Annotated in this window: 21 protein-coding genes; 11 read left to right on the forward strand and 10 right to left on the reverse strand. The window is 71.1% G+C overall.

Annotated features, from left to right (window positions below):
- Positions 1-324: 324 nt before the first annotated feature.
- Genes ACH3VR_RS10140 through ACH3VR_RS10150 form a run of 3 tightly spaced genes read right to left on the reverse strand, consistent with a single transcriptional unit; the run spans position 325 to position 3,450 of the window.
- Positions 325-909 carry a GNAT family N-acetyltransferase gene (locus tag ACH3VR_RS10140; protein ID WP_396640668.1) on the reverse strand — a complete coding sequence of 195 codons (585 nt, stop codon included), beginning with the start codon at positions 907-909 and terminating at the stop codon, positions 325-327.
- A 10-nt stretch (positions 910-919) separates the two neighbouring features.
- Positions 920-2,623, reverse strand: coding sequence for a phospho-sugar mutase (locus ACH3VR_RS10145; RefSeq protein WP_396640669.1), 1,704 nt, complete (start codon positions 2,621-2,623; stop codon positions 920-922).
- Positions 2,620-3,450, reverse strand: a complete 831-nt coding sequence (locus ACH3VR_RS10150; protein WP_396640670.1) for a purine-nucleoside phosphorylase — start codon at positions 3,448-3,450, stop codon at positions 2,620-2,622. The genes ACH3VR_RS10145 and ACH3VR_RS10150 overlap by 4 nt, the downstream gene beginning before the upstream one ends.
- Before the next feature lie 128 nt (positions 3,451-3,578).
- Between ACH3VR_RS10150 and ACH3VR_RS10155 the strand changes: the two genes are divergently transcribed.
- On the forward strand, positions 3,579-5,027 hold the full coding sequence (locus tag ACH3VR_RS10155) for an NAD(P)H-quinone dehydrogenase (RefSeq protein WP_396640671.1): 1,449 nt from the start codon (positions 3,579-3,581) through the stop codon (positions 5,025-5,027).
- Between the two features lie 204 nt (positions 5,028-5,231).
- On the opposite strand, the gene ACH3VR_RS10160 is transcribed toward ACH3VR_RS10155, so the two are convergent.
- A complete protein-coding gene (locus ACH3VR_RS10160; protein ID WP_396640672.1) occupies positions 5,232-6,998 on the reverse strand; it encodes an acetyl/propionyl/methylcrotonyl-CoA carboxylase subunit alpha in 1,767 nt (588 codons plus the stop codon).
- A gap of 78 nt (positions 6,999-7,076) precedes the next feature.
- Positions 7,077-7,724, reverse strand: a complete 648-nt coding sequence (locus ACH3VR_RS10165) for a Maf family protein (RefSeq protein ID WP_396640673.1) — start codon at positions 7,722-7,724, stop codon at positions 7,077-7,079.
- A gap of 148 nt (positions 7,725-7,872) precedes the next feature.
- Here ACH3VR_RS10165 and ACH3VR_RS10170 point away from each other — a divergent pair, with 148 nt between their 5' ends.
- From ACH3VR_RS10170 to ACH3VR_RS10185, 4 genes are read left to right on the forward strand one after another with little or no spacing between them, the layout of a single operon-like run.
- Positions 7,873-9,198: a class I SAM-dependent RNA methyltransferase gene (locus ACH3VR_RS10170; RefSeq protein ID WP_396640674.1), complete on the forward strand. Its 1,326-nt coding sequence runs from the start codon at positions 7,873-7,875 to the stop codon at positions 9,196-9,198.
- A gap of 10 nt (positions 9,199-9,208) precedes the next feature.
- Positions 9,209-9,877 (forward strand): response regulator transcription factor, encoded by a 669-nt coding sequence (locus ACH3VR_RS10175; RefSeq protein ID WP_396640675.1) that lies wholly within the window; start codon positions 9,209-9,211, stop codon positions 9,875-9,877.
- Positions 9,867-11,120 (forward strand): sensor histidine kinase, encoded by a 1,254-nt coding sequence (locus ACH3VR_RS10180; RefSeq protein WP_396640676.1) that lies wholly within the window; start codon positions 9,867-9,869, stop codon positions 11,118-11,120. The genes ACH3VR_RS10175 and ACH3VR_RS10180 overlap by 11 nt, the downstream gene beginning before the upstream one ends.
- The gene (locus ACH3VR_RS10185) at positions 11,117-12,169 is read left to right on the forward strand and encodes a hypothetical protein (RefSeq protein ID WP_396640677.1); all 1,053 of its coding nucleotides are present in this window, start codon (positions 11,117-11,119) and stop codon (positions 12,167-12,169) included. Before ACH3VR_RS10180 ends, ACH3VR_RS10185 begins: the two co-directional genes overlap by 4 nt.
- Positions 12,170-12,572: 403 nt before the next feature.
- Here ACH3VR_RS10185 and ACH3VR_RS10190 read toward each other — a convergent pair whose 3' ends face one another.
- Both ACH3VR_RS10190 and ACH3VR_RS10195 read right to left on the reverse strand, forming a co-directional pair.
- Positions 12,573-12,800, reverse strand: coding sequence for an acyl-CoA carboxylase subunit epsilon (locus tag ACH3VR_RS10190; protein WP_396640678.1), 228 nt, complete (start codon positions 12,798-12,800; stop codon positions 12,573-12,575).
- Positions 12,797-14,386 carry an acyl-CoA carboxylase subunit beta gene (locus ACH3VR_RS10195; protein WP_396640679.1) on the reverse strand — a complete coding sequence of 530 codons (1,590 nt, stop codon included), beginning with the start codon at positions 14,384-14,386 and terminating at the stop codon, positions 12,797-12,799. Before ACH3VR_RS10195 ends, ACH3VR_RS10190 begins: the two co-directional genes overlap by 4 nt.
- 120 nt (positions 14,387-14,506) lie before the next feature.
- Here ACH3VR_RS10195 and ACH3VR_RS10200 point away from each other — a divergent pair, with 120 nt between their 5' ends.
- The 6 genes from ACH3VR_RS10200 to ACH3VR_RS10225 all read left to right on the forward strand — a co-directional run bounded on the left by ACH3VR_RS10200 (position 14,507) and on the right by ACH3VR_RS10225 (position 20,268).
- Positions 14,507-15,301, forward strand: coding sequence for a biotin--[acetyl-CoA-carboxylase] ligase (locus tag ACH3VR_RS10200; RefSeq protein WP_396640680.1), 795 nt, complete (start codon positions 14,507-14,509; stop codon positions 15,299-15,301).
- Positions 15,302-15,367: 66 nt separating this feature from the next.
- The gene (locus tag ACH3VR_RS10205; RefSeq protein ID WP_396640681.1) at positions 15,368-15,937 is read left to right on the forward strand and encodes a PH domain-containing protein; all 570 of its coding nucleotides are present in this window, start codon (positions 15,368-15,370) and stop codon (positions 15,935-15,937) included.
- 53 nt (positions 15,938-15,990) lie between these two features.
- Positions 15,991-17,127 (forward strand): 5-(carboxyamino)imidazole ribonucleotide synthase, encoded by a 1,137-nt coding sequence (locus ACH3VR_RS10210; protein ID WP_396640682.1) that lies wholly within the window; start codon positions 15,991-15,993, stop codon positions 17,125-17,127.
- Positions 17,128-17,238: 111 nt separating this feature from the next.
- Positions 17,239-17,706 carry a 5-(carboxyamino)imidazole ribonucleotide mutase gene (purE, locus tag ACH3VR_RS10215; RefSeq protein WP_397556500.1) on the forward strand — a complete coding sequence of 156 codons (468 nt, stop codon included), beginning with the start codon at positions 17,239-17,241 and terminating at the stop codon, positions 17,704-17,706.
- Complete coding sequence (locus ACH3VR_RS10220) at positions 17,703-19,142, forward strand: LCP family protein (protein ID WP_396640683.1); 1,440 nt, start codon at positions 17,703-17,705, stop codon at positions 19,140-19,142. The genes purE and ACH3VR_RS10220 overlap by 4 nt, the downstream gene beginning before the upstream one ends.
- A 1-nt stretch (position 19,143) precedes the next feature.
- Complete coding sequence (locus ACH3VR_RS10225; protein WP_396640684.1) at positions 19,144-20,268, forward strand: glycosyltransferase; 1,125 nt, start codon at positions 19,144-19,146, stop codon at positions 20,266-20,268.
- A 43-nt stretch (positions 20,269-20,311) separates the two neighbouring features.
- Here the strand turns inward: ACH3VR_RS10225 and ACH3VR_RS10230 are convergent, their stop codons facing one another.
- From ACH3VR_RS10230 to ACH3VR_RS10240, 3 genes are all read right to left on the reverse strand, one after another.
- Positions 20,312-20,968 (reverse strand): ABC transporter ATP-binding protein, encoded by a 657-nt coding sequence (locus ACH3VR_RS10230; protein WP_397556501.1) that lies wholly within the window; start codon positions 20,966-20,968, stop codon positions 20,312-20,314.
- Between the two features lie 73 nt (positions 20,969-21,041).
- A complete protein-coding gene (locus ACH3VR_RS10235; protein ID WP_397556502.1) occupies positions 21,042-21,878 on the reverse strand; it encodes an ABC transporter permease in 837 nt (278 codons plus the stop codon).
- A 23-nt stretch (positions 21,879-21,901) separates the two neighbouring features.
- Positions 21,902-23,809 (reverse strand): glycosyltransferase, encoded by a 1,908-nt coding sequence (locus tag ACH3VR_RS10240; protein WP_396640685.1) that lies wholly within the window; start codon positions 23,807-23,809, stop codon positions 21,902-21,904.
- Positions 23,810-23,812: the final 3 nt, after the last annotated feature.

The following is a 23,812-nucleotide window of genomic DNA, read 5'->3' on the forward strand; positions in this document are numbered from 1 at the left end:
GTGTGCGCGGTGCGGCGCAGCGGGTTTGGGGCGCGTCCCGGAGTCGACACGCCGGGGCCGACGGTGTGGCGGAGACGGATGGCGCCCCAAACCCGGGGCAGGCACGGGCGGCGGGCCGAGGAGGACGGGAAGTGCCCCCAACCAGCGCTGACCCGTGTGCCGCGGTGCGGCGCAGCGGGTTTGGGGCGCGTCCCGGAGCCGACACGCCGGGGCTGACGGCGTGGCGCCGACGATCGGCGCCCCAAACCCGGAAATACGCCGGGGACGGATGGTGCCCCGAACCGCGGGGAGTACGCCGCAGGGGAGGGATGCCGGGGTGCGGGCCTATCCGCGGGCGAGGCGCTCGCGCAGGCCGAGGCGCACGGCGGGCCACTCCTGCGGGAGGATCGAGAACACGACGGTGTCGCGGAGCGTGCCGTCGGGGCCGAGCCGGTGGTTGCGCAGCACGCCGTCCTGCTTGGCCCCGAGGCGGGCGATCGCGGCGCGCGATTGGCGGTTGTGCCAGTGCGTGCGCAGCTCCACGGCGATCGCGGCGCACGCGTCGAACGCGTGGGCGAGGAGCAGGAGCTTCGCCGCCGTGTTGACCTCGGTGCGCTGCGCCGTCGGCGAGAGCCACGTGTGACCGATCTCGACGTGGCGGTTGGCCTGGTCGATGTTGCAGAACGTCGTCATGCCGACTGCACGGCCGGTCGCCAGGCGCCGCACGACCCACGCGTTCATGTGGCCCTCGGCCTGCCACCTCAAGCGCCGGGCGATCTCGCCGGGGATCTCGTCGCGCGTCGGCGCCGTCGTGTACCAGGCGTACTCGAGCCCCTCCGTGGCGTCGCCGAGGTCCTCGGCGTGGTCGGCGGAGAGCGGCTCGAGCCGCACCCAGTCGTTCTCGAGCGTGATCGGTTCGGTCAGCAGCACGCCGTCGAGCCTATTGCGCGGCGAGCAGCTCCCGTGCGCCCGCCGCGAGCTTCTCGATCCGATGGCGCGCGTCGTCGGCCGAGTCGCCGCGCACGTCGAGGTAGAGCTTGAGCTTGGGCTCGGTGCCGCTCGGCCGCACGACGACGCGCGATCCGCCCTGGAGCCACATCCGCAGCACGTCGCCGGGCGGCAGGTCGTCGAAGCCCTCGAGGAGGTCGTCGATGCGCTCGACGCCGACGTCGCCGATGCTCGTCGGAGGCTGCTCGCGCAGCGCCGCCATGATCCGGCCGATGACGGAGAGGTCGTCGACGCGCACCGAGATCTGGTCGCTCGCGAAGTACCCGAACGTCTCATCGAACTCGTGGAGGAGGTCGGCGAGCGAGGCGCCCCGGCCGCGGGCCTCGGCGATCATGCCGAGCATCGCGACGGCGGCCGAGATGCCGTCCTTGTCGCGCACCGTGTCGGGGTTCACGAGGTAGCCGAGCGCCTCCTCGAAACCGAACACCATCCCGGGTGCCCGCGAGATCCACTTGAAGCCGGTGAGCGTCGCGTGGAAGTCGAGCCCGTAGTGCTCGGCGACGGTCTGCAGGCCGGGCGACGACACGAGCGAGCAGGCGAGGGATGCCCCGGGTGCGGCATCCTGTCCCTGAGCCTGTCGAAGGGTCGATGCCAGACGTGCCGCGCGCCAGCCCAGCAGCAGGCCGATCTGGTTGCCGGTGAGCCGGCGCCACCCGCCCTCGACGGCGTCGTCGGGAAGCGCGACGGCGAGCCGGTCGGCGTCGGGGTCGTTGGCGATGACGAGCTCCGCCCCGGCCTCGCGGGCCGTCTGGAACGCGAGGTCCATCGCGCCCGGCTCCTCCGGGTTGGGGAACGACACCGTCGGGAACGCGCCATCGGGCTCGATCTGCTCCTCGACGAGCGTCGGGGCCGGATAGCCCGCCTCGTCGAGGATGCGCGACAGCGTCTCCCACCCCACACCGTGCATCGCCGTGTAGACCCAGCGCAGCCCTTCGGCGCCTGCGGGCGCGGGCGCGACGGCTGCCGTCTCCGTCACGTAGGCGTCGACGAGCGTCTCGGGGGCGGTCTCGTACCCGAGCGAGCGGGGGAGGGCCGCGGCGTCGCCCGCATCGGCGACGCGCTGGATGTGCGCCGCGATCTCGGCGTCGGCGGGCGAGACGATCTGCGCCCCGTCGTCGGAGCCGCCGAGGTAGACCTTGTACCCGTTGTCGTTCGGGGGATTGTGGCTCGCCGTCACCATGACGCCCGCGTCGGCGCCGAGGTGCCGCACGGCGAACGCGAGGACGGGCGTGGGCAGCAGGCGCGGCAGGAGGATCGCGCGCAGACCCGCGCCGGCGAACAGCTCGGCGGAGTCCTTCGCGAAGACGCGGGAGTTGCGCCGCCCGTCGTAGCCGATCACCACGAGCGGCCGCTCGCCGAGCTCGGCGGAGTCGCCGGCCTTCTCGAGCAGGTACGCGGCAAGGCCCGCCGCGGCCTGCGCGACGAGCACGCGGTTCATCCGGTTGCTTCCGGCGCCCAGCTCGCCGCGGAGTCCCGCCGTGCCGAACGCCAGCCGCGCCGCGAACCTGTCCTCCAGGTCTTCGGCGGCCGCGGCATCCCCCTCCTCCGCACGGGCGAGCAGGTCCTCGAGCTCTTCGCGCGTTTGGGGATCGGGATCCTGCGCGAGCCACGCGCGGGCGCTGTCGGCGGCGCTCACAGGGCGCCGATCACGCGGGCGAGCAGCGACGAGATGACGGGACCGGCCTGACGTCCGGCCTCCATGACCTCCTCGTGGCTGAGCGGGGTGGTCTGGATGCCCGCCGCCATGTTGGTCACGAGCGTGAAGCCGAGGATCTCCATCTTCGACTGCCGTGCGGCGATCGCCTCCAGCGCGGTCGACATGCCGACCATGTGGCCGCCGATGGTCTTGGCCATCTGCACCTCGGCCGGCGTCTCGTACTGGGGCCCCGTGAACTGGCAGTAGACGCCCTCGTCGAGGCTCGGATCGATCGACCGGGCGAGATCGCGCAAGCGCAGCGAGTAGAGGTCGGTCAGGTCGATGAACGTGGCACCCTCGAGCGGGGTCGCCGCCGTCAGGTTGATGTGATCGCTGATGAGCACGGGGATGCCCGGCTTCCAGGTGCGCTTGATCCCGCCCGCGCCGTTGGTCAGCACCATCGTGCGGGCGCCCGTCGCCGCCGCGGTGCGCACGCTGTGCACGACGCGGCGCACGCCGTGGCCCTCGTAGAAGTGCGTGCGCGCGCCGATCACGAGCACGCGCTTGCCGCGGGGGGTCAGGATGCTGCGGAGCGTGCCCACGTGCCCCTCGAGGGCGGGCTTGCCGAAGCCGGTGACGTCGGTGGCGGGGAAGGTCGCGGTCGGCTCTCCGATGAGCTCGGCTGCTCCTGCCCACCCGCTGCCGAGGGTGAGGGCGATGTCGTGATGCTCGACGCCAGTGATGCGTGCGATGTCGTCGGCGGCCTGGGCGGCGATCGCGAACGGGTCGGCGGCGGGGTCGTCGAACGGGTTGGTCATGTCGGACATGGACCCCACTCTAGGGAGCGGCCGTTCCCGGGGGCCAGACATCCGAAGAGCGGCGGGATGCGGCATCCCTCGCCTCCCAGGGTGGCGCGTGCCGCGGAACCCTCTCGCGCACTGGGAGAATGGGCGTCATGTCTGTGAGCTTCGAAGTCACCCAGAGCGTCGCGATCATCGGCGGCGGACCCGGCGGCTACGAGGCGGCGCTCGCCGCTGCCCAGCTCGGAGCCGAGGTGACACTCGTCGAGCGCGCCGGAGTCGGCGGCTCGGCCGTCATCACCGACGTCGTGCCCTCGAAGTCGCTCATCGCGACCGCCGACGCGGCCGTCGCGATCGCCGGGGCGAGCGACCTCGGTGTGCAGCTGTTCGCGAAGGGCAAGGACGGCAAGCCGCTCAAGCCCGAGATCGCCATCAACCTCACCGCCGTCAACAAGCGGCTGCTCACGCTTGCGCGGCAGCAGTCCGACGACATGCGCGCGTCGCTCGTCGAGGCGGGCGTGCGCATCATCTCGGGTCACGGGCGGCTGGAGGGCGACAGCGCGGTCATCGTGTCGACGGGCCCCGGCGGCACCGACTTCGACCGCATCGAGGCCGACACCCTCGTCGTCTCGGTGGGCGCCTCACCGCGCGAGCTCGCCAGCGCCAAGCCCGACGGCGAGCGCATCCTCACGTGGACGCAGCTCTACGACATGCCCTCCCTGCCCGAGCACCTCATCGTCGTCGGGTCGGGCGTCACGGGCGCCGAGTTCGCGGGCGCGTACATGAACCTCGGCGCGAAGGTGACGCTCGTCTCGAGCCGCGACCAGGTGCTCCCGGGTGAGGACGCGGATGCCGCGGCCGTGCTCGAGAAGGTGTTCAAGCGCGGCGGCATGACCCTCCTGTCGAAGTCGCGCGCCGAGAAGGTCGAGCGCGTCGGCGACGGCGTCGTCGTGACGCTGTCGGACGGCCGCACGGTCGAGGGAAGTCACTGCCTCATGGCGGTCGGATCGATCCCCAACACCAAGGGCATCGGGCTGGAGGAGGCCGGCATCCAGATGACCGACTCGGGCCACATCCAGGTCAACCGCGTCGCGCGCACGTCGGTGCCGAACATCTACGCCGCCGGCGATTGCACGACCTTCATCCCGCTCGCCTCCGTCGCGGCGATGCAGGGCCGCACGGCCGTCTTCCACGCCCTCGGCGACGTCGTGATCCCGCTGGAGCGCCGCCGCATCGCGTCGAACATCTTCACGGCGCCCGAGATCGCGACAGTCGGCTGGCAGGAGAAGGACATCGCCGACGGCCTCATCCAGGGCGTCGTGCACAAGCTCCCGCTCGCCGCGAACCCCCGCGCCAAGATGATGGGCATCAAGGACGGCTTCGTGAAGCTGATCGCCCGGCAGGGCTCGGGCAGCGTCATCGGCGGCGTCATCGTGGGGCCGCGCGCGTCGGAGCTCATCTACCCCATCGCGATCGCGATCGAGCGCCGCCTCACCGTCGACCAGCTGTCGCGGGTCTTCGCGGTCTACCCGTCGCTGTCGGGCACGATCACCGACTCGGCGCGCGCCATGCACGTCGTGGATCACACGATCTACGGCGCCTGAGCTGCTCGATCCGGGATGCCGCGGGGCGCGGCATCCCGGAGCCCTCCCGCGCCCGTCTGCGCGTCGATAGCCCGTGCTCTCGCCGAGCGCCCGTGTTTCGCGGCGCGCGGAGCGGGGGCTTTCGGCGAGAGCACGGGCTAAGGACACCCAGGACGTCCGAGCCCGTCGCCGCGAACCGACGACGAGCGGGTGGGGTCGCCGGCGTCAGGAGATGGTGAGGAGCTGGTGTCCGGCCGAGACCGTCGCACCGGGGTCGGCGTTGATCGCGCCGATCGTGCCGTCCTTGTGAGCCTGGATCGGCTGCTCCATCTTCATGGCCTCGAGCACGACGACGAGGTCGCCCTTGACGACCTGCTGGCCCTCCTCGACGGCGACCTTGACGATCGTCGCCTGCATGGGGGCCTTGACGGCGTCCCCGGATGCCCCGGCCACGACCGTCTGCGCGTGCGACCGGCGCGACGGGGGCACGGCCGCAGGCCGGCCGGCCGCGACGGGCGCCGCGACGATGCGGTCGGGGAGGCTCACCTCGAGGCGCTTGCCTGCGACCTCGACGACGACCGTGTGGCGGTTGGCGTCGGGTACGGCGTCGCCCAGCTCGCCGTCCCACGGCGGGATGTCGTTGACGAACTCGGTCTCGATCCAGCGCGTGTACACGCCGAAGCCGCCGTCCTCCGCCGTGAAGGCGGGGTCGCGCACGACCTTGCGGTGGAACGGCAGGACGGTCGGCAGGCCGCCCACCTCGAACTCGTCGAGCGCGCGGCGCGAGCGCTCGAGCGCCTCTTCGCGGTCGCGTCCCGTGACGATGATCTTGCCGAGCAGCGAGTCGAAGGCGCCGCTCACGCTGTCGCCGGCCGTGACGCCGGAGTCGAGGCGGATGCCGGGACCGCCGAACGTCTTGAAGACCTTGATCGGTCCGGGCTGGGGCAGGAAGCCCCGACCGGGGTCTTCCCCGTTGATGCGGAACTCGATCGAGTGCCCGTCGGGGGCGGGGTCGTCGTAGCCGATCGCCTCGCCCTCGGCGAGACGGAACTGCTCGCGGACGAGGTCGATGCCCGTCACCTCCTCGGAGACGGGGTGCTCGACCTGGAGGCGCGTGTTGACCTCGAGGAACGAGATCGTGCCGTCGGCGCCGATGAGGAACTCGCACGTGCCCGCGCCGACGTAGCCGACCTCTTTGAGGATCGCCTTCGACGCCGAGTACAGGGTCTCGTTCTGCTCGTCGGTCAAGAACGGCGCCGGCGCCTCCTCGACGAGCTTCTGGTGACGGCGCTGCAGCGAGCAGTCGCGGGTCGAGATGACCACGACGTTGCCCTCGGCATCCGCGAGGCACTGCGTCTCGACGTGGCGCGGCTTGTCGAGGTACTTCTCGACGAAGCACTCGCCGCGGCCGAAGGCCGTGATGGCCTCGCGGGTCGCCGACTCGAAGAGCTCGGGAACCTCGTCGATCGTGCGCGCGACCTTGAGGCCGCGTCCGCCGCCGCCGTAGGCCGCCTTGATCGCGATGGGCAGGCCCACGCGCTCGGCGAAGTCGACGACCTCGTCGGCGCCGCTGACCGGACCGGGTGTGCCGGGGGCGAGGGGTGCGCCGACCTTCTCGGCGACGTGGCGGGCGGTGACCTTGTCGCCGAGCGCTTCGATCGCCTCGGGCGAGGGGCCGATCCAGACCAGACCCGCGGCGATGACCGCGCGGGCGAAGTCGGCGTTCTCGGCGAGGAAGCCGTAGCCGGGGTGCACAGCGTCGGCGCCGGACCGGCGCGCGATCGACAGGATCTTGTCGATCGAGAGGTACGTCTCGGCGCTCGTGGAGCCCCCGAGGGCATAGGCCTCGTCGGCGAGGCGGGCGTGCAGGGCGTCGCGGTCCTGATCGGCGTACACGGCGACCGAGGCTTTGCCCGAGTCGCGCGCCGCCCGGATGACACGTACTGCGATCTCCCCGCGGTTGGCAACGAGCACCTTGGCGATCTTGGGCATGGTTGTCAGCCTACCGATGGGGTCCCTCGCGTTTTTGGGTGCCTCGCACAAGAAACGCCGGACGGCGTGTGCGGGAGTCTACGAGCGGCTCCACAGCGTCGGCCAGTCCACTCCGAGCTCGCGCACGAGCCGGCGGAGGGTCGAGAGCGACATCCCGACGACCGTCGACGGGTCTCCCTCGACGCGCTCGATGAACGGACCGCCGAGGCTGTCGATCGTGAACGCGCCCGCGACGTGCAGCGGCTCGCCCGAGGCGACGTACGCCGCGATCTCGGCATCCGTCACGTCCGCCGCGAACGAGACGGATGCCTGGGCGACGGCGTGCGCCTCGACCGGCTCGGCTCCCGGGCGCAGCCGGTAGACGGCATGACCCGAGTGCAGCACTCCGGTCCGTCCGCGCATCGTCATCCAGCGGGCCGTCGCCGCGTCGGCCGTGTACGGCTTGCCGAGCACCTCTCCGTCGAGCTCGAACATCGAGTCGCCGCCGATGACGACCCCGTCGAAGTCGGGGTCGTCCTCCGAGGCTCGGGCGGCGACGTCGGCGGCCTTGCGCCGCGCCAGGAGCAGCACGTGCTCGTCGGGCGCGAGGGTGCGGCCCTCGGCGGCTTCGACGGCGGCGACCACGGCCTCCTCGTCGACGTCGGGGGAGGCCGTCTGCGGCTCGACTCCCGCCTGCCGCAGCAGCATGAGCCGGGCGGGCGACGTCGAGGCCAGGAGCACGCGCATGGCTCCACGCTAGCCGCCCGTCCCGCACCTCGGCTGGCTGTGACTCCGACGTCGGGCGAGGAGCGGATTCCCGCGGCTCGTCCGGGCGCCACGTCACACCCAGCCGAGATCCGGGACGCCTCGCCGCGTGTTGTGCGAGGCTCGGGGGATGGACGAGCGGCTCATCGACCTCGACGTCACAGGCGTCGCGCACGGCGGCGTCTTCGTCGGACGCCATGAGGGGCGCGTCGTGTTCGTCCCCGACGCGATCCCCGGCGAGCGCGTGCGGGTGCGCCTCACCGACACCGGCAAGGGCTCGTTCTGGCGCGGCGAGGTCCTCGAGATCCTGGATGCCTCGCCCCACCGTCGCCCGCACGTCTGGCGTCATGCCGACGTCGACACGCCGCCCGAGGACCGCCCCGGCGGGGCGGACTTCGGCCATATCGAGCTCGCCCACCAGCGGGCGCTCAAGCTGCAGGTCGCACGGGACGCCCTCGAGCGCATCGGGCGGCTCGACCTCCCGATCGCGATCGAGCCCGCGTCCGGCGACGGCGAAGCCCCGGCGGAGACCCCCGACGGCACCGGGTGGCGCACGCGGGTGAGCCTTCACGTCGACGCCGACGGCCGCGTCGGGCCCTACGCGGCGCGCAGTCACCGCGTCATCCCCGTGGAGGACCATCCCCTCGCGACGCCGGCCGTCGCCCGGGCAGCCCTGCAGCTCGCGGCGGGGAAGCCGGGCCGCATCGACCTCGTGCAGCCCGCGGACGGCCGCGTGCGCGTCATCCCCCGTCCCGAGGCCGAGCGCCCCCGGCGATCCGGACCGCGCCGCGGCGGCGCGCGGCCGGCGAAGCCGACGGTCCCCGTGAAGAACGACCCGGCCCGGGAGACGGTCACCGAGCGCGCCTCCGGCCGCGACTTCCGCGTCGATGCGGGCGGCTTCTGGCAGGTGCACCGGCTCGCCGCCGACTCGCTCGCGTCGGCGGTCGCCTCCCGGCTGCAGGGCGCCGTGGACCCCGACGCGTGGCACCTCGACCTCTACGGCGGCGTCGGCCTGTTCGCGGCGACGCTGGGAGACCTCGGCGGGCCCGGCACGCGCGTCACGACGGTCGAGTCCGATCCGCGAGCGACGGAGCACGCCGGGCAGAACCTCGTCGAATGGGTCGGCGCACGCGCCGAGACGGCGCGCGTCGACCGCTGGCTCGCGCGGCTGCGGGACGAGGCATCCCTCGCCCAGCGCGAGCGGCTGTCCCGCGGCGTCGTCGTCCTCGACCCGCCCCGATCCGGCGCGGGCCGGGACGTGGTCGAGGGCGTTGCGGCCCTCGGTCCGGCGACGATCGTGTACGTCGCATGCGATCCCGTCGCGCTCGCGCGCGACCTCGCGACCTTCCGGGCCCTCGGATACGAGGCCGGCGGCGTCACCGCTTTCGACCTGTTCCCCAACTCGCACCATGTCGAGGCGGTGACCACCCTCACCCGCGTGGGCGAGCCGCGCTAGCCTTGGGCCCATGACCCGCGTGGCCCTCATCGACGACCACGAGTCTGTGCGACTCGGCCTGGAAGCCGCATTCGCCCGCGGCGGCAGCGAAGCCGTCGTCTTCTCCGGCAGCAACGTCACGGAGTACCTCGATTGGCGCTCCTTCAGCGCCGCGCCTCCGGCCGACGTCGTCGTGCTCGACCTCACGCTCGGCGACGGCACGACGGTGACCGAGAACGTCCGGCGACTGACCTCCGACGGATCGAGCGTCATCATCCACAGCGTCGCCGACCGGCCCGCGGCCGTGCGCGAGGCGCTCGCCGCCGGTGCGGCCGGTGTCGTGAGCAAGTCGTCGCCGATCGGCGACGTCATGGCGGCGATCCGCACCGTCGCCCGAGGCGAGCCGCTCAACAACGTCGAGTGGGCGAGCGCCGTCGAGGGCGACCGCGAGTTCGCCGACGCGCAGCTGTCGACGCGCGAGCGCGAGGTGCTGCGCCTGTATGCCGCGGGCCTCCCGCTCAAGGTCGTCGCCGACCGGCTGGGGGTCGCGTACTCGACCGCGAAGGAGAACATCACGCGCGTGCGCGTCAAGTACGTCGAGGTGGGCCGGCCCGCCCCCACCAAGGTCGACCTCCTCCGTCGTGCGATGGAGGACGGCATCCTGTCCGAGACATCGGGAGGCAGCGCGGGTGACGACTGACTCCACGGGAGCGGTTCTCGAAGACGCCTGGGGGCACATCCCGCAGACGCGTGAGACGACCGCAGGACTCGGGTCGTTCACGCGCCGGCGCATCGAGCGGGCCATCGGCCTGGCCGCGGGGCTCGGATGCCTCATCCTGGGCGCGCAGGCGTTCATCGTCTCGTTCGTCCCCGCCGGCGAGTCCCTCCAGTGGCACGAGATCCTCATGGTCGCGACGTTCGGCCCGCTGGCGCTCATGATCATCGCGTGCGGCGTCGGCCGCGGAGTGCGCGCGTTCGCGGGACTCTTCGCCGTCGCCTACCTCGCAGCACTCATCGTGTGGCCGATAGCGACGTACGGAGCCGAGACCGACCCGCAGACCGAGCCCTGGATCTGGTATCTCGTCAACGTCGCGACGGTCGCCGGCGTGCTCGCCTTCCCGTTCGTGCTGCAGATCGCGTGGACGGCGCTCGTCCCGCTCGTCTTCGGCATCGTCCGCCTGACCCAGGGCGGCTTCGCGAGCGACTTCTGGATCCCGGTCTCGCTCGACGTCTCGTTCGCCCTCATCCTCGGCTTCATCCTCCTCACTCTCGCGTGGGTGTTCCGCTCGGTCGCCGCGAACGTCGACGAGACCCGCGTCCGCGCCGTCGAGTCGTACGCGTCGGCAGCGGCCGCCGACGCCGCCGAGGAGGAGCGCATCGCCGTCGCGGCGCTCATGCACGACAGCGTGCTGGCCGCCCTCATCGCGGGGGAGCGTGCGCAGACGCCCCGTGAGAGCACCCTCGCGGCCGCCATGGCACGCGAGGCGCTGACGCGGCTCGCGAACACGGAGCAGGATCCGGAAGAGGGCAGCGACGAGCCGCGGGATGCCGCCTCCATCGCCGACGAGATCGAGCGCTCCGCCGGGGAGCTGGGCGTCGAGATCCGCGCCGAACGCGTCATCCTCGGCGAGCATCCGGCCGTGCCGGGCCGCGTCGCGCGTGCGCTGATCCTCGCCGCGATGCAGGCGATCACGAACGCCGTCGAGCACGCGGACGGCGAGGGCCTCGCCGTCGCCGTGCGCGCCGTGCCCGACCCTGTGCGCATGCGCATCGACGTGCACGACACGGGGGGCGGGTTCGCCCTCGAGGACGTCCCCGACGACCGGCTCGGCATCCGCGCATCGATCATCGCGCGCGTGGCCGCCGTGGGCGGCACCGCCGCCATCACGTCGGGTGATCGCGGCACCACGGTGCGGCTGGAGTGGCGGGAGGCGGAGGCATGATCAGCGTCCGGACGGTCCTGGTCACGCTCGGCGTCGCGTTCACCGCCTACCTCGCAGCCCGCGGTCTGTGGTGGACGGCTCCCGTCCCCTACCCGCTCGTCGTCGTCCTGGCCCTGAGCCTCTACCTCGTCACGACGTGGCTCTGCATCTTCTGGGAGCCGCGCACCGCCCCGCCCGTCCCGCCCTCGGAGGAACTCGCTCCCGCCATCGGCGTGCACGGCCCGCGCAAGCTTCCCGTCTGGGCGTGCGTGCTGGCGCTCACGTCGGCCGTTCTCGTGCCCAGCAGCATCTCGATCGGGGTCGGAGCCGGCTCCCGGGACGCCGGCTTCGCGACGTGGTACCTCGGCGGCATCGGCGCGCTCATGACGATCGTCATGGTGCGGCGGCGCGCCTGGGTCGCCTGGTCGGGGATCGTCGCGCTCGGCATCGCGTCGATGGCGTGGCTGGGTCCGCTCGCGGCCCTCGGACTGGGACTGGTCGGCTCCATCGTGTGGGTCGCGGTCGCGCAGCTCCTCCTCATGTCGATGGACCGCGCCGCCCGCGACACCTCGCGCCTCGCGCAGCTGCAGCGCGCCGCCTCGGCGTGGCAGGCATCGCAGGCGGGGCGTCAGCGTGAGCGCCGCGTGCAGGTGCAGCGCGCGCTCGCCGTGGCGGGGCCGATCCTCACCCGCACGGTCGCGACCGGCGGCGTGCTCGACGAGCCCGAGCGGCTCGAGGCGCGGGTCGCGGAAGGCGCCCTCCGCGACGAGATGCGCGGGCCGCGACTGCTCGACGACGACGTCCGCACGGAGCTGGATGCCGCGAGGCGGCGCGGCGCGACCGTCACGGTCCTCGATGAAGGCGGCCTCGACGGGATCGACGACGGCTCCCTCTCGCTCATCCGCGCGCAGCTGGCCGAGACGCTCAAGGCGTCGCGATCGGACCGGCTGTACATCCGCACGTCGCCCGACGAGCGCGTCGCGGTGACCGTCGTGGGGCGCTCGGCCGCGGGCCCGGGTCTGTCCGACGAGGACGCCGTCGAGCTCTGGCGCGAGATCCCGCACCCGTAGCGCCGGCGTGCGGTCCCGCCGCGGAGCTGAGGCGGCTGTCGCAGCCGCGCGGAGCCGCGGCATCCCCCGGGCGCGCACCGATGTGTGAACCCGCGATCGGTCACGGTCCGCGATCCCAGTGATTCCGCGGGATCCGAGCGCGAGAAGCATCTCGCTCCCCGTCCCGGTGGGGGAGGGGAACCGGGGCGGGGAGCGGAATCGGAAGAGGCGGGGGGCGGCAGATGGCCTGCCCCCCGCCTGGCGGACGGTTACCCGAAAACCGTCCGCGTGGCCGAACCTGGGGCTGCTTGGGACAGTCAGGTCAGCCGAACGCAGAGCGTTCCAGCACTTCAAGTATCCAGGGGTGCCCGAATTCCGTCTGTAGGTATTTCGGGGGACATTTCACGTCCCCCACGGGGCAGACCTATCCCCCGAAACGACCCCATCCGAGGTCGCGCGCCAGGGGCGTGCGGAAGGATCGCTGCGACAGCTCCCACGCCGATCGGCGCGACTCGTCGGCGACGGCATCGGAGGCCTCCTCGACGTACGCCTCGCTGACGACGGCCATGAGCGCCGCGAGCTCGACGTCGGTCGGGGCTCCGCGCAGGACGTCGATCGTGATGCCGTCGTCGGCGGCGGTGTCGCCGGTCACAGCGGGATGTTCCCGTGCTTCTTGGGCGGCTGGCTCGCGCGCTTGCCGCGGAGTGCGCGCAGCGCCTTCGCGATCGAGACGCGCGTCTGCGCCGGCTCGATGATCCCGTCGAGCTCGCCGCGCTCGGCCGCGAGGAACGGCGATGCGACGTTGTACGTGTATTCGTTCGCGAGGCGCGTGCGCACGGCCGCGACGTCTTCGCCGGCCTCCTCGGCGCGCTTGATCTCGCCGCGGTAGAGGATGTTGACGGCGCCCTGGCCGCCCATGACGGCGATCTCGGCGGTCGGCCACGCGAGATTGACGTCGGCGCCCAGCTGCTTGGATCCCATGACGATGTAGGCGCCGCCGTAGGCCTTGCGCAGGATGACGGTCACGAGCGGCACAGTGGCCTCGGCGTACGCGTAGAGGAGCTTCGCGCCGCGGCGGATGACGCCCGTCCACTCCTGGTCGGTGCCGGGGAGATACCCGGGCACGTCGACGAGCGTCACGATCGGGATCGAGAACGCGTCGCAGAACCGCACGAAGCGGCTCGCCTTCTCGCCGGCCTCGATGTTGAGGGTGCCCGCCATCTGCGACGGCTGGTTGGCGATGATGCCCACCGTGCGGCCCTCGATGCGGCCGAATCCGATCACGATGTTGGGAGCGAACAGCGGCTGCACCTCGAGGAAGTCGCCGGCGTCGACGATGTGCGAGATGACCGTGTGGATGTCGTACGGCTGGTTCGGCGAGTCGGGGATGATCGCGTTCAGCGTGCGGTCGGCGTCGGTCGTCTCCCACTCGAACCCGGTCTCGTAGACGGGAAGCTCCGCCATGTTGTTGTCGGGGAGGAATCCGAGGAGCGTGCGCACGTAGTCGAGGGCGTCCTCCTCGTCCTCGGCGAGGTAATGGGCGACGCCCGAGCGGGTGTTGTGCGTGTATGCGCCGCCCAGCTCCTCCATGCCGACGTCCTCGCCGGTCACGGTCTTGATGACGTCGGGGCCCGTGACGAACATCTGGCTCGTCTTGTCGACCATGACGACGAAGTCGGTGAGGGCCGGGGAGTACACGGCTCCGCCGGCGGCGGGTCCCATGATGATGGAGATCTGCGGGATGACCCCGGATGCCGCCGTGTTGAGGCGGAAGATCTCGCCGTACTTGCCGAGGGCGATGACGCCTTCCTGGATGCGCGCGCCGCCGGAGTCGAGCATCCCGACGCACGGCATGCCGTTGCGCATCGCGAGCTCCATGATCTTGATGATCTTCTCGCCTGCGGCCTCGCCCAGCGAGCCGCCGAAGGTCGAGAAGTCCTGCGCGTAGACGGCGACCGTGCGGCCGTGGATCGTGCCGACGCCTGTCACGACGGAGTCGCCGTAAGGGCGCGACTTGTCCATGCCGAACGCGGTCGTGCGGTGGCGCACGTACTCGTCGAATTCGACGAACGAGCCCGTGTCGACGAGCTGCTCGATGCGCTCGCGGGCTGTCTGCTTGCCCTTCGCATGCTGCTTGCCGCGTGCGGACTCCTCGGCGTCGAGGACGGCCTCCTGGTAGCGGGCGCGAAGGTCGGCGATCTTGCCGGCGGTCGTGGAGAGGTCGGGCTTCTCGGTCACGCATTCCACACTATCGGCGGGGGTGCGCGAGCGGTTGGAGGGTTCGCACAAGGGCACGGGGGTCCCGCTGTCGCCTGTCCAGCGCTGACGTGCGGGGACGGCGCCGCGTAGGGTGGCGGCATGCCGATCCCTGAAGCCGGATATCCGCTCGCCGCCGCCGTCAGCCCGCGTGTGCAGGTCGTCCCGTCGACGGACTCGACGAACGCCGACGTCGTCGCCGCCGTCTCGGAGGATCCGGAGGCGTGGCCGCACCTGTCGCTGCTGCTGACGACCGATCAGCGCGCCGGACGCGGACGCCTCGACCGCACCTGGACGGCTCCCCCCGGGACGGCGCTCGCGGTCTCGGTCGTCGTGCGGATGCACGCGCTCCCGGTTCCCGCGCGCGGCTGGATCCCGCTCATCGCCGGCGCCGCCATGGCCCGCGCGATCGGTGCGCAGCTGCTGGGCTCGGGTCACTCGGCCCGGCTCAAGTGGCCCAACGACGTGCTCCTGGACGCGGGGAAGGTCTGCGGCATCCTCGCCGAGGTCGTCCCCGGGCTCCCGGACGCCGTCGTCATCGGCTCGGGGATCAACACGCGGATGCCGCGCACCGATCTGCCCGTCGCGACGGCGACGTCGTTCGAGGCGGTCGGCCTCGAAAGCGACGACGATCGCTTGCTCGCCGACTACCTCGCGGCCCTCGACGAACTGCTCAGGGCCCTCGCGGCGGCCGGTGGCGATGCCGACGCGGCGGGCGTGCGCGCCGAGGTCGAGGGTCTGTGCTCGACGCTCGGGAGCGATGTCGTCGTATCCCTGCCGGACGGCTCGAAGCTCGTCGGACGCGCGCAGCGCCTCGACTCCGACGGACGCCTCGTCGTGGAGTCGGGCGACGTGCTGACGACGGTGTCGGCCGGCGATGTCGTGCACGTGCGCTGACACCGGGGCCGTCATCGGATCGGCGGGGCGGTGCGCGCAGCGTCCTGCGCGCCGCACAATGGAGGCATGACTCAGCCGGCGACGTTCGGGGGCCGTCCTCGCACTCCGGCGCCCGGCGTGCCCACGCCCGAGCTCCGCGTCGCACGGTTCCGCAGCCACGCCCGGCGTCTGGTGTGGCCTTCGCTCGTCCTCGTCGTCGTGGCGGGCGCGGTCGGCTACTTCTACGGCAACCTTCCGGCCCCGCTGCACAACTGGATGCTGCTGACGGCGGCCGCCGTCGTCCTCTTCTTCCTCGCCCTCTGGCCCTTCCTCGCGTGGTGGGCGCACACGTGGACGATCACGACCCGCCGGGTCATCGAACGGTCGGGCGTCATCGTGCCCCGCCGGCGTGAGCTGACGCATGTGCGCGGATACGCGATCCGGCTTGATCGGGGACCGATCCAGCGCATGTGGGGTGCGGGCACGCTCACCCTGTCGAACGGCGTCGACGAGCCGATGCGGCTGGTGAACGTGCCGAGCGTCGACCTCGTGCACGAGTGCCTCGTCGACCAGGTCGAGGTGAACCAGATCCTCGCGCATCGCGAGCTGCCCCTCCCGCAGGCGCCCGCTGCGCCCCCGGCGCCGCCCGCTCCCTGACCTCCGCGCGCACGCCGCAGTGGGATGATTGACGTTCGAGGAGAAGGAGTCCCATGCCCCTGCGTGTCGGAGTCGTCGGCGGCGGACAGCTCGCCCGCATGATGATCGCCCCCGCCGTCGAGCTCGGCGTCGAGGTGCGTGTGCTGGCCGAAGAGGACGGGATGTCGGCATCCCTCGCGGCGACGGCGGTCGGCGACTACCGCGACGCCGACACGGTCCTGGCCTTCGCGAAGGGCGTCGATGTCGTGACCTTCGACCACGAGCACGTGCCGCAGGAGGTGCTCTCGGCGCTCGTCGACGCCGGCGTCGCCGTGCGCCCCGGTCCCGATGCGCTGCGCATCGCGCAGGACAAGCTCGTCATGCGCACGAGGCTCACGGAGCTCGGGATGCCTCAGCCCGACTGGGCTGCCGTGCACGACTCCGCCGAGCTGCAGGAGTTCCTCGACGCCCACGGCGGTCGCGCGGTCGTCAAGACGCCGCGCGGCGGCTATGACGGGAAGGGCGTGCGGGTCGTGTCGGCCGGCACGGAGGCGGAGGACTGGTTCGCGACCCTCGCGGAGGACGCCCGCGGCGGCGCGCTCCTGGTCGAGGAGCTCGTCGACTTCCGGCGCGAGCTCGCACAGCAGGTCGCACGCCGCCCCTCGGGCCAGGTGCGCGCCTACCCCGTCGTGGAGACGGTGCAGCGCGGCGGTGTCTGCGCCGAGGTCATCGCCCCGGCGCCGCATGCGAGCGAGCGGCTCCTCGAGGTCGCCGAGCGCATCGGCGTCGCGATCGCGGAGGGCCTGGGCGTGACCGGGATGCTGGCCGTCGAGCTCTTCGAGACGACCGACGAGCGCCTCCTCGTCAACGAGCTCGCGATGCGCCCGCACAACAGCGGCCACTGGAGCCAGGACGGCGCCGTCACGAGCCAGTTCGAGCAGCACGTGCGTGCCGTGCTCGACCTCCCGCTCGGAGACCCGTCTCCCCGTGCCACGTGGGCGGTCATGGTCAACATCCTCGGCGGCCCGGCAGAGGGCACGCTCGACGAGCGGTTCCCCGCGGCGCTCGCCGCGTACCCGGGTGCCAAGGTGCACACCTACGGGAAGGCTCCCCGGCCCGGGCGCAAAGTCGGACACGTCAACACGGTCGGCGACGACCTCGACGACGTCGCGTACGAGGCGCGGGCCGCGGCATCCCATTTCCTGGACTGACCGCGCCCGACGACCGCCGTGCCGTTGCGGGCTTCTTCCAGCCTCGCACCCTAGCCTTGACGGGTGACAGCCGCACTCCACTCCTCGGATGCCCCGCTCGTCGGCGTCGTGATGGGCTCCGACTCGGACTGGCGCGTCATGAGCGACGCCTCGCAGGCGCTGACCGACTTCGGCATCCCGCACGAGGTCGAGGTCGTCTCGGCCCATCGCACGCCGGAGAAGCTCCATCGCTACGGCACCGAGGCGCGCAGCCGCGGACTTCGCGTCATCATCGCCGGCGCCGGCGGCGCTGCGCATCTTCCGGGCATGCTCGCGTCCGTGACGGCGCTGCCCGTCATCGGCGTGCCCGTGCCCCTGGCCTACCTCGACGGCATGGACTCGCTCCTGAGTATCGTGCAGATGCCCGCGGGCATCCCGGTCGCAACGGTGTCGATCGGGGGAGCGAAGAACGCCGGCCTGCTCGCGGCGCGGATCCTGGGGACGACGGATGCCGCGCTCGGCGACCGCGTCGAGGCCTATGCCCGTGAGCTCGAAGCCCAGGTGGAGGCGAAGAACCAGCGGCTGAAGGAGTCGCTGTGAGCCTCATGAGCCTGCCGCGGACGGCATCGCCTCCGCCGCGCGGAGTCGTCGAAGAGCGGCCGCTGCGGTACCCCGACACCACGTCGCGCGAGCTCATGACCAAGCGCGGCTGGTGGCTCGTCGGACTGAACTTCGTCCTCCCCGGATCGGCGCAGGTGCTCGCGGGCAACCGCCGCCTCGGTCGCATCGGCATCGCCTCGACGCTCACGATGTGGGCCCTCCTCATCGCCGGCATCCTGAGCGCCGTCCTCTGGCGCACGGTGCTCGTGACGCTCGCGACGAACTGGTTCTTCCTGCTCGCCGCCCAGATCGTGCTCATCGCCTACGCCGTGCTGTGGGTGGTCCTCGCGATCGACACCCTCCGGCTCGTGCGGCTCGTGCGCACCGGGCCGATCGCCCGCTTCGGGATCGCGATGCTCTCCATCGTGCTGCTCGTCGTCGCCGGCGGGAGCGCCGTGTACGCCTCGCAGGTCGCCGGCACGACGCGCGACACCCTCGGCGCGATCTTCGGGGTGAGCGGGCCTTCCGTGCCCCCGTCGGACGGCTACTACAACATCCTCCTTCTCGGCGCCGACAGCGGAGCCGGCCGAGACTCCATGCGGTTCGACAGCATCTCGGTCGTCTCCGTCAACGCCTCCACCGGTGCCGTCACCATCACGGGCATCCCTCGTGACATGCCGCACGTGCCGTTCTCGGCCGACAGCCCCATGCACAAGCTGTACCCCGACGGGCACGAGGGCGTCTCGAGCGCGACGTGCGGCTGGACGAGCGCGATCAACCAGCTCAACACCGAGCTCGAGGTCTGCCGGGACGGGGCATCCATCTATCCGGATGCCGCGAGCAAGGGCTCGACCCCGGGTGTCGAGGCCACGAAGGACGCCGCGGAGGGTGTGCTCGGGATCCAGATCCCGTACTACGTCTTCCTCGACATGAAGGGCTTCGCCGATCTCGTCGACGCGCTCGGCGGCGTCGACATCACGGTCGACCAGCGACTGCCCGAAGGCGGCGGCCCGGCCTACGAGGGTCAGCCCGCCGAGGACTGGGCCATCGGCTGGATCGAGCCGGGTGCGCAGCACATGGACGGCGACACGGCGCAGTGGTACGCCAGGTCGCGTTACACCACGAGCGACTGGGATCGCATGAAGCGGCAGCGCCAGCTGCAGGAGGCGATCCTGGCCCAGTTCACGCCGGCCAACGTGCTGACCCACTTCAACGCCGTCGCGGCCGCGGGCAGCGACCTCGTCAAGACCGATCTGCCGCAGTCGATGCTCCCGTACTTCGCCGATCTCGCGCTGAAGGCCAAGGAGCAGCCCGTCCAGACGATCGAGCTCACCCCCGAGGGCGGCGTCGACTTCGAGAATCCCGACTTCGCCTACGTCCAGCAGCTCGTCCAGACGAAGCTGCACCCGCCGACACCCACCCCCTCGGCAGGCTGACGTGGTCGCAACGCTTCGAGTCGTGCTCGACCAGGTCGCCGCCCCCACAGAGCCCGACCTCGCGACGGCCTCGCGCGAGCTCGCGCTCGCCCTCGCCGTCGGCGCGCCCGCCGGGTGCGAGGTCGAGGGGATCATCCCCGGCGTTCCGGCCGCACGCGTCGACGAGCTCGCCGGCGAGCTTCCCGGCCTCGCCCGACTGCACAAGGTCGCCCTCGCGCGGCGGGAGCTGTCGGCTGCTCTGCAGCTCGGAGTGGCGACGGGCATCGGCGCCGGCATGATCCACTCGCCGACCCTGTTCGCACCCCTTGTGAAGCACGACCGCGTGCACGACAACGACCAGACGGTGGTCACGCTGTGGGACTTCCGCGCGTGGGAGGCGCCCGACGAGCTGTCGCGCACGGCGGCGGGGTGGCAGCGCGCGATGCTCAAGCGCGCCGTCAAGCACGCCGACGCGCTCGTGGTGCCGACGCATTCGATGGCCGCCTCGCTCGAGGATCTCGCCCCTCGCCTGGGGGATCGGGTGCGCGTGATCGCCGGCGCCGCGCCATCCGGCTTCGCCGTCCCCTCGGACGAGGTGGGCCGGCGCAGGATCCTGGACGTGCCGGAGGGCTTCGTGCTGCTCTCGGGCGGCTCGGCCGCCTCCGACGGCCTGTCGCTGGCGTTCTCCGCCGTCGTGCGGTCCGGCCTCGATCTTCCCGTGCTCGTCATCGACGCGCCTGAGGGCGAGGAGCCTGCTCTCGCCGAGCTCGCGTCGGCTGCCGGCCTCCCCGAGCGCAACCTGCACGTGCGGGGTCCGCTGGACTCCGCTGACCGGGCTGCCGTCTTCGGCGCCGCCGTCGCACTCGTGGCGCCCTCCGTGCTGTCGGCCTTCCCGTGGCGCGTCGTCGAGGCGCTCGCGCTCGGGGTGCCGGTGATCGCCGCCCAGTCGCCCGTGCATCGCGAGACGATCGTCGACGGCGGGCTGCTCGTCGAGGCCGACGCCTCGGCGCTGGGTTCTGCGTTGGCCGACGCCCTCGGCTCGACCGCGTCCGCCGACCGGCTCGCGGTGCTCGCGGGCGACCGGGGACGCGTGTTCTCCTGGCGGGCCGCCGCCGACCGGGTCTGGTCGCTGCACGCCGACCTCTGACATCCCCTGCCCTGCGCTCGGTCCGCGCAGGGGAAGCGTGTCGTCAGGCGCGCATGAGCTGCACTGCGGCCTTGCTCTCGCCGTCGAACTCGACCCGACCGTCGCGCAGGAGGATTCCGCGCTCGCAGAGGTCGGACACCATGTTGAGATCGTGCGAGACCACGACGAGCGTCTTTCCTTCGGCGTGGAGCTGCCGGATCCGAGCGATGCACTTCTGCTGGAACGGCTCGTCTCCGACGGAGAGGATCTCGTCGATCAGGAGGACGTCGACCTCCGTATGGATCGCGACCGAGAAGGCCAGGCGCAGGAACATTCCCGACGAGTAGTGCTTCACCTCGGTGTCGATGAACTGCTCGATCTCGCTGAAGGCGACGATGTCGTCGAACCGGTCCTCGGTCTCCTTCCTCGTCATCCCGAGAATGGCGGCATTCAGGAAGACGTTCTCCCGGCCGGAGAGATCGGGGTGGAATCCCGCCCCCACCTCGATCAGACCCGCGACCCGTCCTCGCGTGAGCACCTGTCCGCTGTCCGGGCGCAGGACGCCGGAGATCATTTTCAGCGTCGTCGACTTGCCCGACCCGTTGAAGCCGAGCAACGCAACCGCTTCGCCCTCGTTGATAGTGAACGAGACGCCGTCGAGCGCCTTGAACTTCGTGGTCAGGGCCTTCCGTCGCATCATCGCGAGGAAGGTCTCCTTCATCGAGTGGGTGTGGCGGAGCTTGAAGTCCTTGCGAACCTCGTCGACGATGACGCTCGGAACTGCCACGTCGCGATCAAAGGTCCTGTGCAAAGCGCCCCTCCAGGCTGCTGAAGACGAGTTGGCCGATCACGAGGATCCCGACGGACGTGACCAGCCCCACGCCGCTGAAGAACCAGAGGTCCGGAAGCGGCTGACCGCCGTTCGGGTCCAGTGGCAGCCAGATGCCGTAGTGGAACAGTTCGACCGCGGCCGTGATCGGGTTGAGGCGGTACGCGATGAAGAGCCAATGCGGCAGCTTCTCGGCGACCATCTCCCACTGATACATGACGGGCGATGCCCACACGGCGCACATCACGATGATCTCGACGAAGCTCTGAGCGTCGCGGAACGTGACATTGATCGCGCCGAACAGCAGTCCGAGACCCGTCGCCAGAAGCGCGACCATGATGAGGGCCACGAAGATCGCCGCGACGCTGAGGAACGTCGGGGCCCACCCCAGGAACAGGGCGATGACGACGATCACGAGGATCTGCGGGAGCGTGTTCACGCCCGCCACGAGCATGCTCGCGACCGGGAACATCTCCCGCGGCAGATAGATCTTCTTGATCAGGCTGGCGTTGTCGACGAGCGACTTCGTGCCGTTCGCGAATGCCTCGTTGAAGAACGTGACGATCGTGATGCCGGAGAGAAGGTAGATGGGGTAGTACTCGACGCTGCTGTTCAGGCCGAGGAACACGCCCAGTGCGACGAAGAAGACGACGAACTGCACGAGCGGCTTGACGTACGACCAGAGCCAGCCGAGCACGGATCCGCGATACCGGAGCTGGACTTCTTTGCGGACGAGGAGACTCAGAAGATAGCGCCGTCGGAAGACGTCGACGAGTCCTGTCCGCTTCGCGGGCGGTGCCATGGCGGCACCGAGTGAGTGGTCGATCAAGTGGAGACCTTCGTGCTCTTGCCGTTCGGGGCCGACGGCTGCTCATCCGAGAATATGGCGGACCAGGATGCTCGGTCACTCAGGGAGGCCTGCGCGGCGCGCCACGACTCCGCAGCCCGCGCGCCGTGCCGGCGCAGACGCCACAGCGCCCCTGCCGATTCGCGGATCAGCTTCAGCGCTGTGCGCGGGTCGAAGGAGCGGATGCGGAAGCTGTCCAGTGCGGCGTCGGTGACGATCGCCCGGCGGAACTGGGAGGAGTGATACCAGTTGCTGTCCGCCGACGAGATCTTCCCGACGAGCTTGTTGAAGCCGAGGATCTGCCAGAGCGATCGCTTGACCTTCACCAGCCACGGGATGCGCGGGAAGCCGCCGGAGTGGATGGCGGGAAGGGCGAACAGCCCCGTCTCGACCATCTCCTCGGGCTTGTGCCGAACCGTGTCCGGGTACTGGGCCCTGACCGCTCCGACCTCCTTGATGACCTCGGCGCTGCCCGTTCGGATCGAGTCAGGCCCGGCGAGGAAGCCGTCGATGGCCATGATGGTCGTCGCGGCCAAGCCGTAGTGGAGCGCCATGATCATCTCGAACAGGTGATGGAAGAGGATCTGCGTGACCCGCTTCGAGCGCCACGCGCCGTGCAGCGCCGTGACCACGAGGGAGTTGCGGTACGAGAAGAACCGCGACCAGTCGTCACGGTCTTTCAGCGCGAAGTCCGCGTGCCAGACCGCCGCACCCGGGAGGGTGACAGTCGGGATCTGTCGGGAACGTGCTCGCAGACCGTACTCGATGTCGTCCCACTGGAAGAACATCGGCAGCGGGTACCCGATCCGGTCGACGACCTCCGTCGGGATGAGGCACGTCCACCACGCGTTGTAGCCGCCTTCGGCCCAGCGGTAGGGCAGCTTCTTGGTGAGGTCGATGCCCTGCTCCTTGGTGTGGACAGGCACGCCCGCGCGCAGCTCGTCCAGATCCGCGTCTTCGGCAGAGGTGTGAAGGACGTTCGGGTGGTACAGGTACAGCATCTGGGCGCCGACGATCACCGGGTCGATGGTGCGAGCCGAGAAGGACGCCATGCGGATGAGACTCTCGGGCTCGAGCACGATGTCATCGTCCATCAGGACGATGTCGCCGTCCGCGTTCTCGTCCTCTCCCATCACTTCGTAGATCCCGCGCGTGAATCCGCCTGCTCCGCCGAGATTCTTCTGTTCGATGTACTGCAGCCGATCCCCGAGGATCTCCTGGACGGCCCCGAACCCCGCGCGCTCGCGCACGAGGTCGTTGCCCTGATCGACGACGATCACGCGACTCACGATGTCGAGCGCCTGCGAGTCGCCGGTGAGGGTCTCGAGCGTGTTGAGGCAGTCGGCGGCGCGGTTGAAGGTGCAGATGACCACGGACACCTGCTTCGGAGCGGTCGCCTCACGCGTCTCGAAACGGAGATTCGCGACGGTGAGCGGTCCGTCCTTGGCCTCGACATCCACCCAGATGAAGCCGCCGTCGAGGAAGCGATCGATCTGAACGGGGATCTCCACGGATTCCGTGGATTCCGAGACGATCTCGGCTCCGCCGACGATCCGTTCCCGGTCGACGTCGTCAGAACCGAAGACTCGGATCCTTCCGCGTCCGGTCACCTCGGCCCGGACGATCACCTCGCGCACTTCGGTCCACCGCTGGTAGTAGGCGGCGGGGAAGCGTCCGAAGTAGGTGCGGGTGGATGCCGTCGAGTACGGCGAGATCGTGAGCGACTCGCGACCGATGCTGATGAGCCGTCCCTTGCGGACGCGGACGTAGAGGTCCTGGCTCGCGATCTCGTCGGTGGGCTGGAAGAGGACCCGCTGGACGCGGACGTCGGCGGCGTGTTCGGGGCGAGCGGGGGAGTCGGTGATGGCGTTCTCGGTCGTCGTCATGGT

The sequence above is a fragment of the Microbacterium alkaliflavum genome (genome assembly GCF_044325405.1).
Taxonomy (GTDB): Bacteria; Actinomycetota; Actinomycetes; order Actinomycetales; family Microbacteriaceae; genus Microbacterium; species Microbacterium alkaliflavum.